The organism is Bradyrhizobium betae (assembly GCF_050632175.1).
GTDB classification, from domain to species: domain Bacteria; phylum Pseudomonadota; class Alphaproteobacteria; order Rhizobiales; family Xanthobacteraceae; genus Bradyrhizobium; species Bradyrhizobium betae_B.
Genome location: NZ_CP192576.1, coordinates 2533420 through 2549474 on the forward strand (window position 1 = coordinate 2533420; position 16055 = coordinate 2549474).

Here is a 16055-nt window from a genome sequence, read left to right on the forward strand (position 1 = left end):
GATCAGTCGACAGGGATCTATGGCCGGTTCGGGTCGAACCGCTTCTCCAGCCCCTTCCAGCAATCGGCGTAATCGTCCTGGAGCGTGGACGATTTGGCGGCATGCGCCGTGACGAGCTGCGCGTAACGGGTCTCGAACATGAAAGCCATCGTGCCGGTCAGCTTGACCGGCTTCAGCTCACCATTGCTGGCATGCTCGAAGGCGTCACGATCGGGGCCGTGCGGCAGCATGCAATTGTGCAAGCTCGCGCCACCGGGGACAAAGCCCTGCGGCTTGGCGTCGTAGACGCCATAGATCAGGCCCATGAACTCGCTCATGATGTTCATGTGGTACCAGGGCGGGCGGAAGGTGTTGTCGGCGACCATCCAGCGCTCCGGAAAAATCACGAAGTCGATGTTCGCCGTGCCCGCGGTCTCCGACGGCGAGGTCAGCACCGTGAAGATCGAGGGATCGGGATGATCGAAGCCGATCGCACCGACCGGAGAGAAGGCGCGCAGATCGTATTTGTAAGGCGCGTAATTGCCGTGCCATGCGACCACGTCGATCGGCGAGTGCGGCAGCGTCGTCTTGAACAGCGCGCCGCCCCACTTCACGTAGAGCTCGGTCGGCGTATCCTTGTCTTCGTAATAGGCCACCGGCGTGAGGAAGTCGCGCGCATTGGCCAGACAATTGGCGCCGATCGGCCCGCGCTCCGGCAGCGTGAAGGCACCGCCATAGTTTTCGCAAAGATAGCCGCGCGCCGGCCCGTTCGGAATCTCGACCCGGAATTTGACGCCGCGCGGGATCACCACGATCTCGCCGGGCTCGGCGTCGATGCGGCCGAACTCGGTGACGAGGCGCAAGTCTCCCTGCTGGAGCACGAACATCAGCTCGCCGTCGGCATTGTAGAAATGCTGGTCCACCATCGACTTGGTGATGAGATAGACATGCGCGGCCATGCCGGCCTGCGTATTGACGTCGCCTGCCGTCGTCATGGTCTGCACGCCCTGGAGGAAAGTCGTATCCTCCTTCGGAATCGGCGCCGGGTCCCAGCGCAATTGCGCGATCGGCAAATCGTATTCATGACATGGCGCCGAACGCCACAGCCCGGCATCGGCCTTCTCGAACCGGCCGGAGTGCTTGACCGAGGGACGGATGCGGTAGAGCCATGAGCGCTCGTTGCTGCCGCGCGGCGCGGTGAAGGGCGAGCCCGACAGCTGCTCGGCATAAAGCCCGTAGGCGCAGCGCTGCGGCGAGTTGCGCCCGATCGGCAGTGCGCCCGGCAGCGCCTCGGTCTCGAAGCTGTTGCCGAAGCCGGACATGTAGCCCGGCGTGACCTGCGCCGAACTGCGGATGATCTGATCAGGCGAGGTATTGATGTTCATGACTATCCTCCTCCTTGCAGGGCGGCCCACATTTCCTGATCGCGCTTGTCGGTCCAGATCACGGGATCGTCGATCCCCGACGCTTCGTCATAGGCGCGCGACACGTTGAACGGCAGGCAGTGCTCGTAGATGGCGAAGCTGTGGAACTTCGGATCCATCACTTCGCGCGTCGCCGCCATCGTTTCCTTCAGCGTCCGGCCTCTGGCGACGGAGATCTCGGCGGCGCCGTAGAGCGAAGTGACGAAGTCGCGCGTCATCGCGATGGCTTCGCGCACCGTGGCTGTGCCCTTCAGCGCATCGCCGCGACCCGGCGCGATCGCCTTGGGATTGAAGTTGCGGATTTCGTTCAGCGTCAGCGGCCATTCACGCAAATGCGCGTCGCCGCAATAGCAGGCCGAGTGATACTCGATGAGATCGCCGGAGAACATGACCTCGGCATCCGGCACCCAGGCGACGATGTCGCCCGAGGTGTGGCCGGCGCCAAGCTGCATCAGGCGCACTTCGCGTTTGCCCAGATAGATCGACATCTCGCCTTCGAAGGTCAGAGTCGGCCAGGTCAGGCCCGGAATGCTGGCCGCATCCTGGAACAGGCGGGGAAAGCGGCCATATTCGGAATCCCAATCCTGCTGGCCGCGCTCCGCGATCAGCCGATGGGTCTCCTGCGAGGCCACAATGCCCTGTGCCTTGTAGGCGGAGGCGCCGAGCACGCGCACGGCGTGATAGTGCGACAGCACGACATATTTGATCGGCTTGTCGGTAACGGTGCGGACGCGCTCGATCACCTTGTTGGCCATCGCCGGCGTCGACTGCGCATCGAACACAAGGCAGCCGTCGTCGCCGACGATGATCGCCGTGTTCGGATCGCCCTCGGCGGTGAAGGCGTAGAGATCGGAGCCGATCTCGGAGAAGGTGATTTTCTTCTCGGAGAGATCGCCGGTGGACGCGAAGTTCTTCGCCATCAATTCATCCTTAGGTCACGAGGTTATTGTTGTTGCTGTTGTTGCTGCTGGCCGTCGATCATGCGGCGCTTTGCAAGCCCGATCGCCTCCCGGAGCACGTCGAGGTCGCCGATATGGTTGGCGAGGATCAGCACCAGCGCCGCGTCGAAATCCGCGCTCTGCTCATCGGTCAGGCCGCGATGCGCTTCGACGATGGCGCGAAAGGCGTCGTCAGGTCGCGCGAAGTTGGAGTTGGTGGAAAGCGGCATGCCGATCCTCAATTCAAGCCATTCAATTCAGGCCTCGGGCGCGCGACAGCGCCGCCGCGACCAGCTCGCGCGTCAGATGACGGAAGCGCGCCGCAACGTAGCCATCGGGCCGCAGCAGATAGGCTGCCCCGGGCTCGGCATCGTAGCGCTTCGCGACGAGGCCCGAGGGATCGGCCAGTCCGCCCGCGCCGCCGATGCGGATATCCTTGACGCCATCGGGCGTCTCGATCACCGCGCCATTGCTGAACGACAGCAAGGTGAACTCCGTTCCGCCCTTGCTGAATTCATCCGTCAAATAGGCGCTCTCGCCCGCAATCGGCGCATCGAGCATCGAACGCCCCGGCGCCGGTCCGCCGCACCACACATCCGCATCGGGCGATGACAGTGGCGAGTCATAGCTGCACGGCACCGAGAGCCTGCCGCCATTGACCATGCGCTTGCCGAACTCCGTCTCCTTGGCCAACGACAGCACGGCCTTGCGCAGCCGCGCCTCCTGGTGTGAGTTCGGGGCCATGAAATCGGTCGAGCGGGTGGATTCGCGGATGTTCTCGTCGGCCGCCATGCTGCGCTCGACGTGGTAGCTCTCGAGCAGGCTCGCGGGCGACTTGCCGCGCAGCACGCGATCGAGCTTCCAGGACAGGTTCTCGGCGTCCTCAAGACCCGAATTGGCGCCCCGCGCACCGAACGGTGAGACCTGATGCGCGGAATCGCCGGCGAAAATCACGCGGCCGTGGATGAAGCGGTCCATCCGTCGGCACTGGAATTTGTAGAGCGAGATCCACTCGAACTCGAACTTGTCGTGGCCGAGCATGCGTGCGATCCGCGGCCTCACGTTCTCGGGTTTCTTCTCAACGACCGGATCGGCATAGCGATTGAGCTGGAGATCAATCCGCCAGACGTCGTCGGGCTGCCGGTGCAGCAGGGCCGAACGTCCCGCATGGAACGGCGGATCGAACCAGAACCAGCGCTCTGTCGGGAACTCCGCGGTCATCTTGACGTCGGCGATCAGGAACTGGTCCTCGAACACCTGGCCGGCGAACTCGGCGCCAACCATCTGCCGCAGCGAGGAGCGTGCGCCGTCGCAGGCGATGACATATTGCGCGTGCAGGCGATAGGCGCCCTCCGGCGTCTCGATGGTCAGTGCAACGGAGTCGTTGCGCTGCTCGAGCGCCGTCACCTTGTTGCGCCAGCGCAGGTCGATCGCGGGCAAATCGCCGATGCGGTCGACCAGATAGGCCTCGGCGTAATATTGCTGAAGGTTGATGAAGGCCGGCCGCTTGTGACCATCCTCCGGCAGCAGGTTGAACTGGTAGAGCTGGGAATCGCCGTGAAAGATGCGGCCGACGCTCCACACTACGCCCTTGTCGACCATGCGGTCGCCGACGCCGAGCCGGTCCCAATATTCCAGCGAACGTTTCGAGAAGCAGATCGCGCGCGAGCCTTCGCCGATTCGGTCGGCATCATCCAGAAGAACGACGTGCTGGCCGCGCTGGGCAAGATCAATTGCCAGCGACAGCCCGACCGGACCCGCCCCGACGATCACGACCGGATGCTCCGCCGGATTTTGGTCGGCTCGGTCCTGGTCGGGATGACGGCGATAGCCGAACTGGGTTTTGGCCTGATCCGTATTGGCGGGCGCCATACACTAACCTCGGCTCTGGTCAGAAGAAGACTGATCTGCTAGATAGTCTCACGTGCAACTATTTTGGACCGGAGCCGGCCGGCCGTCAACTGGGAATTCGGAGCGCTCTGCTTGGCGAGGACATCCAGCGACATCGCGCTGAAGACACGGCAGGCTCGCGAGGCATCGCCGCGAGAAAAAACCCGGCTCGATCTGTTCAAGTTCGTCCCGTTCCGCCTCAACCGGCTCGCCGCGGAGGTGAGCGCCGCGCTCTCGGTCGAATATCAGGAGCGCCACGGCCTCGATATTCCGGCCTGGCGCGTGATCGCCACGCTCGGCTTCCGAAACGATGCCTGCAGTGCGCAATACATCTCGCAATGCACGCGCACGCACAAATCGACCATCAGCCGCGCGGTGACGACGCTGCTGCACGAAAAGCTGATCGAGCGGGTCGAGAACGAGGCCGACCGCCGCGAATTCCGCCTGCAACTGACGGCCAAGGGCCGCGCCCTCTACGAGGAGCTGTTCCCGCGATTGCTGCGGCGGGAAGACGAGATCCTCGCCTGCCTGTCCGCGCAAGAGCGCAAGCAGCTCACGGTTCTGCTCGGCAAGATCGAGGACAGCCTCGATTTGATCCAGACCAGCGAAGAGGCCGACGCCAAGCAGGCTTATTAGTCTCCGCTGTCATTCCGGGGCGCCGCAAAGCGGCGAGCCCGGAATGACGCTATCGCATCATTTCGCAAACGACCGCGACGGCGGCAGGTGCAGCGCCCAGGCGTCGACCTTGTCGCTGGCGCGCGGATAGATCTCCGTCACGATCGGATCATGGCCGGGAATGAATCTATCGGGATGACCGGCGAGTCGCTCGATCGTCTCCCAGCCCTGGGCCATGTCGCCGATGTTGAGGACGATCGGAAACGGGCTGCGCCGCTGCAGATTGGCGTAGTAATGCGCGGCATCGGACGCCAGCACCACCGGCCCGCGCGCAGTCTCGACCTTGACCACCTGCAAACCGTCCGAATGGCCGCCGACACGGTACACGGTGACGCCGGGCGCGACCTCGCCGTCGCCGGAATAGAAGGTGACACGCTCGCCATAGACATGGCGCACCATCTGCGTGACGTGCTCGACCGAGAACGGATGTCGCAACAGTCCGTAACACATGCAGCGCCCGGTCGCGTAGGCCATCTCGCGCTCCTGGAGATGGAAGCGCGCGTTCGGGAAGCGGTCGAGATTGCCGGCATGGTCGTAATGCAGATGCGTCACGATAATGTCGCGAATGCTCGATGCCGCAACGCCGAAGCGCTCCAGCGCGTCGACCGGATTCATCGTCAGCTTGCGCGCCCGCGCGCTCGCTTCCTCGGCATTGAAGCCGGTGTCGACCAGGATGTCGCGGCCATGCCCGCGGATCAGCCAGACGAAATAGTCGAGGTCCTGCGCCGCGCTGTCATGCGGGTCAGGCGCCAGGAAATTCATGCTGGGGGTGCGCGGCGTCATCGTCGCATAGCGCAGGGCGTAGATTTCGTAGGCGTTTCCCATGGTCTTGCTTTTTCTTGAGTTGGATCTTGCGGGACGATCGCGCGCACCAAGCCATTGTCCGCCAGAAAGGTCAAACACCGCGCGTTGCGACCAGGGCAGAGCCGAAATGTGAGACCTATCACACTGGATTCGCCATAACGGCCCTAAAACGTAGCTGCCTCAAGATTTGGCGGCCCTCGCAAGTCCGCCGCAAGACCCACCCCAATCGTGTCGAGCGCGACAGTGACAATCCCTCTTTTATTCCCCTTGCAGCGTTCCCGAGCATCGCGGTCAATTGTCGCGATAACGCCGAATCTCCAAGCGGTTGACGCCCCACTTCCCCGGTTTGATAATGCACATTGCGTAAGTTAAGGTCGCCGCGGCGCAAGCTGGTAACGGCGCCTTTTTGGCTGGACCGCGCTCATTATGAAAATTCGCTTCCTTTTTCTTCTGCCCTTGCTGGTTTCGCTCGTTCCGACTGCGCCGTCGCTGGCCGCCAGCGACCGTTTTGCGCTGGTGATCGGCAATGCGAAATATCCTGATGCGGATGCCCCGCTGAAGGAACCGCTCAACGATGCCCGCGACGTCGCCGACGAGCTCAAGCGCGACGGCTTCTCCGTCGAGACCGGCGAAAACCTGACCGGCGACGGCATGCGCCGCGCCTTCGACAAGCTCTACGGCAAGATCAAGCCGGGCTCGGTGGCGCTGGTGTTCTTCAGCGGCTTCGGCATCCAGTCGGCGCGCCAGAGCTACATGTTGCCGGTCGATGCGCAGATCTGGACCGAATCCGACGTGCGCCGCGACGGCATCAGCCTCGAAACCGTGCTCGGCGAACTCAACACCCGCGGCGCCGGCGTCAAGATCGCGCTGATCGACGCCTCCAGGCGCAACCCGTTCGAGCGCCGGTTCCGCAGCTTCTCGGCCGGCCTGACCCCGGTGATCGCGCCTAATGGCACGCTGGTGATGTACTCGGCGGCGCTGGCTTCGGTGGTATCCGACGCCGGCGGCGACCACAGCCTGTTCGTCCAGGAGCTTCTGAAGGAAATCCGCGTCCCCGATCTGATGGCGGAGGAGACGCTGAACCGCACCAAGATGGGCGTCACCCGCGCTTCCCGCGGCGAGCAAGTGCCGTGGATATCCTCCTCGCTCGCCGAAGACTTCTCGTTCATTCCGGGAGCCGGCGGATCGCGCCCACCGGCGACAACGCAGCCGCCTCCCCCGCCGCCGGTCGTCGCCAACAACCCGCCTCCGGCACCGCCCGCGCCGCCATCACCGCCTCCTCCGCCGAAGCCGGCCGATACGGTGGCTGCACCGGCGCCTATCCCTCCTCCCGCACCGGCACCGGCGCCGAAACCGCAGATCGAGGCCGCCCTGCCCCCGTCGCCACCGCCGGTGAAACCGGCCGAGACCGCCCCGGCTCCGAGCATGGATAGCGGGCCGACCGCGGCAGCGCTGTCGGAAGACCCGACCATCAAGGGCCTGACAGCCAAGATCGCGGCCAACCCGGACGACGTGAACGCGCTATACCGGCGCGGCCAGGTCTATGCCAGCAAGGGCGCCTACAGCCTCGCCATCAAGGATTTCGACGACACGCTCCGCATCAACGCGAAGGACGTCGAGGCACTCAACAACCGCTGCTGGACCCGCACCGTGATCGGCGACCTCCAGGGCGCCCTGAAGGATTGCAACGAGGCCCTGCGGCTGCGACCGAATTTCGTCGATGCGCTGGACAGCCGAGGGCTCGTCAATCTGAAATCGGGCGCGGTCAAGAACGCCATTGCCGATTTCGATGCGGCTTTGAAGATCAACCCGCGCCTGACTTCCTCGCTGTTCGGACGAGGAATCGCCAAGCAGCGCAACGGCTCGGCCCAGGAAGGCGCACTCGACATCGCCAATGCCAAGGCGATGGACCCGAACATCGTTCAGGAATTTGCAAGCTACGGAGTACGTTAGTATTTTTTGAATTGAGGCGGACGACGCCTCGAACCCTCGGCGACCCTGCGAAGACTAACAATCGGATGCCGCAGGCGGCCTTTTCGGGGGGCCTATTGCAGGAATTTTAGAACCGCGCAGGTCGGCTGCGCAGGAGGGACTGGCAATGAGATCGGCTGCTAGAGGACTTACCGCAATCCTGTCCATCATGGCCATCGGCGCCGCGCTGTCGCTGCCGGCCTCTCCCGCATTCGCCGGCGACGGCAACAGCAAGAACGTCACCGAGGACGAGATCGTCCGCGCGCTGGCGCCGCCGCCGAAGAAGCCGCTGACCCGCGGCCTCTCGATTGCCCCGCAGGCCGATCCCGCGCCGAGCGCGGTTGAGACCAAGCTGATCCAGTCCGTGCGCGGCCGTTCGACGCGCTCGCTGTCGTCGACCGAGCGCGAGGAGATCGCCTCGGCCGCCAAGGACAAGCCGAACATCGATCTCGAAATCACCTTCGACTACAACTCGGCCAATATCAGCGCCAAGTCGCTGGCTTCGGTGCAGGCGCTCGGCCGCGCGCTGACCAGCCCCGACCTGAAGGGCTCGACCTTCGTGGTTGCCGGCCACACCGACGCCGCCGGCGGCGAGGGCTACAATCAGGACTTGTCCGAGCGCCGCGCGGATTCAATCAAGCGCTACCTCGTCGACAAGTACAGCATCTCGGCGACCGATCTGGTCACCGTCGGCTACGGCAAGAGCAAGCTGAAGGACCCGAGCCAGCCGATGGCGGAGGTCAATCGCCGCGTGCAGGTCGTCAACATGGAAAACAAGACCACCGCATCGAAGTAAGCACGACCCAATCCTATCGAAGTGACAAGTCGTGATGTGGTGTAAAGTCTTGCTGCCAGAGCGCGTCCCGCAGCCTTGCGGGACGCCGCTTCATTTCAGGGAAACACTCTCAGCAGGCCTCGTGCGGATGGCCGTGAGCCAGGCCAGGACAATCCGGCGATGAACGTCTCCGAATATCTCAAGCCTGCCGGAACCGTAGTGTTCGTCGTTGCGCTCGGCGTCGGCTATTATCTGTTCGAGCATCGGCATCGCCCCGAGGCGAAGGAAACGCCGGGCGAGGCGCTCGTCATCGTGACGAAATCGACCAATGCCTGCTTCTCCGACCTGGTGCGGGTCACCGGCTTTTTCGTGCCGCGCCGCGAGGCCGTGGTCGTCGCCGACCAGGAAGGCTCCAGGGTCACCGACCTCTTCGTCACAGAGGGCGCCATGGTCACCGACAATCAGGAACTGGCGCGCCTGACGGCGCCGCCGCAGATCCCGGGCCAGCCGCAGCGGCCTGGTCCGCAAGGCCCGGTCTCACTGAAGGCACCTGCGCCGGGGCTCATCACCGAAGTTCGCACCATCGTGGGCGCGCCCGCCTCGCCGCAGGCCGGCCCGATGTTCCGTATCGCCGTCAACAACGAGATCGAGCTCGACGCCCAGGTCCCCGCCGTGCACATGCCCAAGCTCAGTCCCGGCGCGACCGTGCGCATCAGCCGCGACGACGCGCCTGACCTGATCGGACGGGTCCGGCTGGTTGCGCCGGAGATCGACCGCGCCACGCAGCTCGGCCGCGTCCGCATCAGCGTCACCAACAATCCATCGCTGAAGATAGGCACGTTTGCCCGCGCCTCCATCGACGCCAAGCGAAGCTGCGGCGTCGCGGTTCCCAAGACCGCGATCGACCATCTCATGGTGCAGGTCGTCAAGGGCAACACGATCGAGACGCGCAAGGTGCGGGTCGGACTCTCGTCCGACAGCGCAACGGAAATTCTGGAAGGGCTCGCCGTCGGCGACATCGTCGTGGCCGACGCCGGCTCTTCGCTCCATGACGGCGACCAGATCAAGACCATGTTCGCCGATGAACTCGATCGCACGCGGGTACGCTGATGGCTCTCAATATCTCGGCATGGTCGATCCGTAATCCGCTGCCGTCGGTCGTCTTTTCCATCATCCTCCTGATCCTCGGCTGGGTGTCCTTCACCAAGCTCGCGGTGACGCGGCTGCCCTCGGCCGACATTCCCGTGATCTCGGTCGCGGTGTCGCAGTTCGGCGCGGCGCCCGCCGAGCTCGAATCCCAGGTCACCAAGACGGTTGAAGACGCGGTCTCCGGCGTCGAGGGCGTCAGGCACATCACCTCGCAGATCACCGACGGCCTGTCGGTCACCACCATCCAGTTCGCGCTGGAGACCAACACCGACCGCGCGCTCAACGACGTCAAGGACGCGGTGACGCGGGTGCGCTCCAACCTGCCGCAGAACGTCACCGAGCCCCTGATCCAGCGTGTCGACGTCATCGGCCTGCCGATCGTCACCTATGCCGCGATCTCGCCCGGCAAGACGCCGGAACAGCTCTCCTATTTCGTCGACGACGTGGTCAAGCGCGCGCTGCAGGGCGTCCGCGGCGTCGCCCAGGTCGAGCGCATCGGCGGCGTCGAGCGCGAGATCCTGGTCTCGCTCGATCCCGACCGCCTGCAGGCGATGGGGCTGACCGCCGTCAACGTCAGCCAGAGCCTGCGCGGCACCAATGTCGACGTCGCCGGCGGCCGCGCAGAGATCGGCAAGAACGACCAGGCGATCCGCACGCTGGCCGGCGCCAAGACGCTGAGCGACCTCGCCGGCACCATGATCCCGCTGTTCGGCGGCGGCGAGGTCCGGATCGACGATCTCGGCACCGTCACCGACACCATCGCCGACCGCCGCACCTTCGCCCGCTTCAACGGCGAGCCGATCGTCGCGCTGGGCATCAAGCGCTCCAAGGGCGCCAGCGACGTGAAGGTCGCCGAGGCCGTCGAGAAGCGCGTCGCCGCACTGAAGGCCGCCTATCCCGACGTCGACCTCAAGGTGATCGACACATCGGTCGAATACACCAAGGGCAATTACGAGGCGGCTATCTCGACCCTGTTCGAAGGCGCCATCCTCGCCGTCGTCATCGTGCTGCTGTTTCTGCGCGATTTGCGCGCCACCATCATCGCCGCGATTTCGCTGCCGCTGTCGATCTTCCCGGCCTTCTGGGCGATGGACATCCTCGGCTTCTCGCTCAACCTCGTCAGCTTCCTCGCCATCACGCTGTCGACGGGTATCCTCGTCGACGACGCCATCGTCGAGATCGAGAACATCGTCCGGCACATGAATATGGGCAAATCGCCCTACCGTGCCGCGCTCGAGGCCGCCGACGAGATCGGCCTCGCCGTCATCGCGATCTCGCTGACCATCATCGCGATCTTCGCGCCCGCGAGCTTCATGTCCGGCATCGCCGGACAATTCTTCAAGCAGTTCGGCATCACCGTGTCGGTGCAGGTGTTCTTCTCGTTGCTCGCGGCGCGCTTCGTCACGCCGGTGCTGGCCGCCTACTTCCTCAAGCACCATACGCATGAGGAGCCGCCGCCCGGCCGCGTGTTGCGGTCCTATCACAGGATCGTGGCCTGGTCGGTGAAACACTACTTCATCACGGTGCTGATCGGCTTCGGTGTTTTCGCCGCCTCGATCTGGAGCATCACGCTGCTGCCGCAGGGCTTCCTGCCGGCGCAGGACAGCGCGCGCTCGCTGCTTGCCCTCGAACTGCCGCCGGGCACCCAGCTCGCTTATACCGAAAAGGTCACCGAGGACATCGTCGCGCGTCTGCGCAAGCGGCCCGAGGTCAAGAGCATCTTCGTCGACGGCGGGCGCGTTCCACCGGGGACCCAGGAAGTCCGGCGCGCCGCCCTGATCATCAACTACGTGCCCAAGGCCGACCGGGACATCACCCAGCGCGAGCTCGAATTCTCGATCAGCAAGGAGCTGGAGAACGTTCCCGACATCCGCTTCTGGTTCCTCGACGAAAACGGGCTGCGCGCGATCGCTCTCGTGGTCACCGGCGCCGACGCCAACATCGTCAACAACGTCGCGAGCGAACTTGCGACGCAGATGAAGCGGATTCCGATCATCTCCAATGTGATCTCGGAAACCTCGCTGGAGCGCCCGGAGCTGCGCGTCGAGCCGCGCGCCGATCTCGCCGCGCGGCTCGGCGTCTCGACCGAGAGTCTGTCACAGACGATCCGCGTCGCGACCATCGGCGACGTCGGCCCCGCGCTCGCCAAGTTCGATGTCGGCGACCGCCTGGTGCCGATCCGCGTGCAGGCTCGAGGATGCCGCGCGTGGCAATCTCAAGACGCTCGAACAGCTGCGCGTACCGCTCGGCGAGCGCGGCGAGAAGGGTGGCGTGCCGCTCTCGGTGATCGCCGATGTCAAGCTCGACCAGGGTCCGACCAGCATCAACCGCTACGACCGTGAGCGACAGGCCACCGTCGCCGCCGACCTCGTCGGCTCCGCCGCGCTCGGCGATGCCACGAAGATGATCGACGATCTGCCGGTGAAGAAGAGCCTGCCCCCGGGCGTGAAGGTGAATCCCTCGGGTGACGCCGAGAGCCTGGCCGAGTTGTCGAGTGGTTTCGCAACCGCGATCACGGCGGGCTTGATGATGGTCTATGCGGTGCTTGTGCTGCTGTTCGGCACCTTCCTGCAGCCGATCACCATCCTGTTCTCGCTGCCGCTCTCGATCGGCGGCGCGATCGCGGCCCTGCTCGTCACCGGCAAGCAGCTCACCACGCCGGTCTGGATCGGCATCCTGATGCTGATGGGCATCGTCACCAAGAACGCGATCATGCTGGTGGAGTTCGCCATCGAAGCGATCCACGCCGGCAAGCCGCGCGACGAGGCGATGATCGACGCCGGCATGAAGCGCGCCCGCCCGATCGTGATGACCACGATTGCGATGGCCGCCGGCATGATGCCGAGCGCCCTCGCGGTCGGCGCCGGCGGCGAGTTCCGCTCGCCGATGGCCCTCGCGGTGATCGGCGGCCTGATCTTCTCGACCATCCTGTCGCTGGTGTTCGTGCCCGCGATGTTCATGGTGATGGACGACCTCGGCGCCCTGATCTGGCGCTTCGGCAAGCGCCTGGTCGTGCACAGCGAGGACGCCGAGACCGGCGATCACCACGCGGCCCCGCCCGTCGGCGCGGCGCCCGCGGGAGCGCTACCAGCGCCGAAGAGCATCGTGCATCCGGCGGCGGAGTAAGAATCGGAAGCGAGACGGTACCCGTCGATTCGGCAACGATGACGGGGCGACCGCATGCCGTCGCCCCGTGCCATCAAAGTTGCTGGCTTTGCAATACGTGCGGAAGCAGCGCGGCTGCTACCCTATTCGTTCCGCGCGATCGCGGTGAGTTTGGTCATGTTCCGCAGCAGGATGCGGCCGCGCTGGAGATCGAGGATCGCTTCCTTGCGCCAAGCCTGAAGCTGGCGGTTGACGCTCTCGCGGGCGGCGCCGACGAACACGCCGAGTTGCTCCTGCGAGATGTGCACCTCGGAGCCGAAATCGGCCGCGAGCGCGCAGAGCCGCCGGGCCAGCCGCACCGGCAGCGGCTGCAGCATGGATTCTTCCATGCGCTCGCTCTGCCAGCGGATGCGCTGGCAGAGCAGTGCGATGATCTTGATCGCGACCTTCGGCTCACGCTCGAGGAAGGCAAGGAAATCTTCGCGCCGCAGCACGAACAATTCGCTGACCTCGCCCGCGGTCGCGTCCGCGGTGCGGCTCTGGCCGTCCAGCACCGCAACCTCGCCGAACAGATCCCCCGGGCCCATGAAATTCAGCGTCAGCCGGCTGCCGTCTGAGGCCCCGGTCTCGATGCGGACCTGGCCACGGCGCACGCCGAACAGCGCGTCGCCCGGATCGCCCTTCTGAAACAGCACCTCGCCGTTACCCAGATGCTGGGTGTGGCAGAGATTGGATAACCGCTGGAGCTCGTCAGTGCCGAGATCCGCAAACATCGCGTTCATTTTCAGGATGACCGCAAATTCGGCCTGCTTGCTCATTTCAACTTCCTTGTGAACTTTCCTTGGCCAGTGAACCTGGCCAATCTCCTTGGCAAATCGCTTGGAACCATCGAGAGCAGGATCGCGTAAAACCGCGCCGGGGAAGTGTGTCATAAGTCACATAACTTTGCAGCTCCCCCGGACTATTTTTACGTGCTTGGAGCCGCTTCCCGTCCGGGGATAAACTCAGGCGCAAAGGACGGATGCAAAGGACGGTACTTTGCCGGATTCGATGCCGCTCGTCCGTCGTTGGAAAGTCGACATGAGAGCAGTGAAATTCGCCGGCGCGGCTGTGGCCGCCGTCATCATCGTGATCGCAATCCTGCTGGTGGTCGGAATCCCCTCGGGCTTCCTGACCTCGACGATTGCGTCGCGGGTCGAGAGCGCGACCGGCTATCGCCTGTCGATCGACGGCAGCACCAAAATCAGCCTGTGGCCGACGCTGAACGTCACGCTGAACGACCTCACGCTGCAGGACCCGAAGGACCGCAGCGGTATCACGCGCCTCACGGTCGATCGCGTACAGGCCGACATGTCGCTCTCGAGCGTGTGGTCGGGCCGTCCTGAGATCAGCGAGCTCGTCGTCACCCATCCCATGCTCTACCAGCCGCTGCTGCGCGAGCGCCTGCCGAATGCCGGCGCCTCGTCGAAGCCGCTCGCGCTCGGCGCCGACGGCGTGAGAATCGATCGCGTCAAGGTCAATGACGGCGAGGTCGCGTTCGCACGCGTGCGCGATCGCGTCGAGGGCCGCATCAGCGCCATCAATGCCGACGCGATCGTTGGCCGCGACCGCAAGATCAACATCACCGGCACCGCGCGCGTCGGCGAGCACCCGACCAAGTTCGACATCAAGGCGACGACGCCCGCGCCGCCGATCGACCGGCCGACCGTTCCCGTGGATTTTGCCATCGACATGCCCGACGTGCTGAAGTCCCAGCTCACCGGTCATGCCGAGATGCGGCTGAACGGCGACGTCGTGATGATCAACGGCGTCAACGGCCGGCTCGGCGACGGCGCCTTCAACGGCTGGGCCTCGGTGGACATCGCGAGCAAGCCGCTGGTCAAGGTCGATCTCGATTTCCAGCGTCTGGCGATTCCGCTGGCGAAAACGCCCGACGGCGCGTCGGGACAACCCTGGAGCAATGCGCCGATCGACGTGTCCGGGCTCAACTATGTCGACGCGCAAATCAGGATCTCCGCGAACGAGGCCGTGATCGGCGATGCGCGCTTCGCGCCGCTCGCGCTCGATGCGAAGCTCGCCGGCGGCGTGCTGAAGGCGGGCACCGCCAATCTCGGCGCCTATGGCGGCCAGGTTTCGGGCGAAGTGATCCTGGACGCGACCACCGGCGCACCGAGCTTTGCCATGCATTCCGATCTCGTCGGCGTGCGCGCGCTGCCGCTGCTCCAGGGCCTCGCCGAATTCGACCGCATCGACGGCAAGCTGCAGGCCAAGCTCGCGCTGCGCAGCGCCGGCCCAAGCCAGCGCGCGCTCATGGCGAACATGCAGGGCACGGCTTTCGTCAATTTCCAGGACGGCGCCATCCGGGGCATCAACGTCGCGCAGATGATCCGCTCGCTGACGTCGGGCACGCTGTCCGGCTGGCAGGACAACCAAAACAGCAACCAGGAACAGAGCACCGATCTGTCGCAGCTCTCGGCGTCCTTCCGGATCGACAAGGGCCAGGCGGTGACGACCGATCTCAATCTGATCGGACCGCTGGTGCGCGTCACCGGCGCCGGCACCATCGCGCTCGACACCAAGATGATGGGTTTTCGTGTCGAGCCCAAGCTGGTGATGACGACCGAAGGCCAGGGCCGCGCCTCTGAGCCGGTCGGCTTCGGCATCCCCGTGATGATCACCGGCGCTTGGTCGCAGCCGCGGATCTACCCTGACATGGCCGGCATGCTGGACAATCCGGACGCCGCCTACGCCAAGCTGCGCGAGATGGGCAAGGGCTTGTTCGGTCCCGACGGCGCCGGACTCGGCAATATTCTGGGCAGCCTCGGTAATCTCGGCCTCGGCGGGGCGACCGCCGCGCCGGGTGGCAGCAGTGCCGCTCCCGGCAATGCCAATCCGCAGACCCAGCAGCCGGGACAGAACAATCTGCTCGGCGGTCCCTTGGGCGAAGCGATCGGAAACCTGATCCAGCAAGGGCTTTCCAGCGGCACGGGCGCCAACGCCGGCACCGCGACGGGCACCAGCCGCAGCCGAAGCCTGCCGGCAACGCCGACCAACCCGGTGCCGCAGGCCTCTCCCGCCCCCCGGCCCAGGATGACCCGGCGGTGGCGCAGCAGGACAGCCAGCCGATGAACGACGTGCTGCGGCAGCTCTTTAACAATCGATGATTGGCGGACCAAATTGCTGGACTCCACGCCAGTCCCTTACATCGGCTTCCCCGGCCGCCGCTTCATCCGAACGGATGAGGCTGCGACAATTCACCACCATTTCGGCCTCCGCCGGCGTCCATAACGGGTAACCACGCCGGCCGGTCCGCCGGTCCGGGACGGTCCATCGGCGCAAATTATG

General features: G+C 64.9%; 10 protein-coding genes and 2 pseudogenes. 6 read left to right on the forward strand and 6 right to left on the reverse strand.

The window, feature by feature from the left end; all coding sequences use genetic code 11:
• Positions 1–17: 17 nt before the first annotated feature.
• The 4 genes from hmgA to ACQ86E_RS12315 are packed head-to-tail and all read right to left on the reverse strand — an operon-like array spanning position 18 to position 4213.
• On the reverse strand, positions 18–1364 hold the full coding sequence (hmgA, locus tag ACQ86E_RS12300) for a homogentisate 1,2-dioxygenase (protein ID WP_431205606.1): 1347 nt from the start codon (positions 1362–1364) through the stop codon (positions 18–20).
• Between the two features lie 2 nt (positions 1365–1366).
• On the reverse strand, positions 1367–2323 hold the full coding sequence (locus ACQ86E_RS12305; protein ID WP_431205607.1) for an MBL fold metallo-hydrolase: 957 nt from the start codon (positions 2321–2323) through the stop codon (positions 1367–1369).
• Between the two features lie 23 nt (positions 2324–2346).
• Complete coding sequence (locus ACQ86E_RS12310; protein ID WP_375311583.1) at positions 2347–2571, reverse strand: DUF2783 domain-containing protein; 225 nt, start codon at positions 2569–2571, stop codon at positions 2347–2349.
• A 22-nt stretch (positions 2572–2593) separates the two neighbouring features.
• Positions 2594–4213: an FAD-dependent oxidoreductase gene (locus tag ACQ86E_RS12315; RefSeq protein ID WP_431205608.1), complete on the reverse strand. Its 1620-nt coding sequence runs from the start codon at positions 4211–4213 to the stop codon at positions 2594–2596.
• 111 nt (positions 4214–4324) lie between these two features.
• Between ACQ86E_RS12315 and ACQ86E_RS12320 the strand changes: the two genes are divergently transcribed.
• Positions 4325–4867, forward strand: coding sequence for a MarR family winged helix-turn-helix transcriptional regulator (locus ACQ86E_RS12320; protein WP_431205609.1), 543 nt, complete (start codon positions 4325–4327; stop codon positions 4865–4867).
• 57 nt (positions 4868–4924) lie between these two features.
• On the opposite strand, the gene ACQ86E_RS12325 is transcribed toward ACQ86E_RS12320, so the two are convergent.
• On the reverse strand, positions 4925–5731 hold the full coding sequence (locus ACQ86E_RS12325) for an N-acyl homoserine lactonase family protein (protein WP_431205610.1): 807 nt from the start codon (positions 5729–5731) through the stop codon (positions 4925–4927).
• A 405-nt stretch (positions 5732–6136) separates the two neighbouring features.
• Here ACQ86E_RS12325 and ACQ86E_RS12330 point away from each other — a divergent pair, with 405 nt between their 5' ends.
• From ACQ86E_RS12330 to ACQ86E_RS12345, 4 genes and pseudogenes are all read left to right on the forward strand, one after another.
• Positions 6137–7663: a caspase family protein gene (locus tag ACQ86E_RS12330; RefSeq protein WP_431205611.1), complete on the forward strand. Its 1527-nt coding sequence runs from the start codon at positions 6137–6139 to the stop codon at positions 7661–7663.
• A 145-nt stretch (positions 7664–7808) separates the two neighbouring features.
• Complete coding sequence (locus ACQ86E_RS12335; protein ID WP_431205612.1) at positions 7809–8477, forward strand: OmpA family protein; 669 nt, start codon at positions 7809–7811, stop codon at positions 8475–8477.
• Between the two features lie 159 nt (positions 8478–8636).
• Positions 8637–9566, forward strand: a complete 930-nt coding sequence (locus tag ACQ86E_RS12340) for an efflux RND transporter periplasmic adaptor subunit (RefSeq protein WP_431205613.1) — start codon at positions 8637–8639, stop codon at positions 9564–9566.
• Positions 9566–12731: pseudogene (locus ACQ86E_RS12345) on the forward strand (efflux RND transporter permease subunit). Before ACQ86E_RS12340 ends, ACQ86E_RS12345 begins: the two are co-directional and overlap by 1 nt.
• A gap of 122 nt (positions 12732–12853) precedes the next feature.
• On the opposite strand, the gene ACQ86E_RS12350 reads toward ACQ86E_RS12345, so the two are convergent.
• Positions 12854–13528, reverse strand: a complete 675-nt coding sequence (locus ACQ86E_RS12350; protein ID WP_431205614.1) for a Crp/Fnr family transcriptional regulator — start codon at positions 13526–13528, stop codon at positions 12854–12856.
• Positions 13529–13790: 262 nt separating this feature from the next.
• On the opposite strand from ACQ86E_RS12350, the pseudogene ACQ86E_RS12355 reads away from it, so the two are divergent.
• Positions 13791–15874, forward strand: a pseudogene (locus tag ACQ86E_RS12355) (AsmA family protein).
• Positions 15875–16055 lie beyond the last annotated feature (181 nt).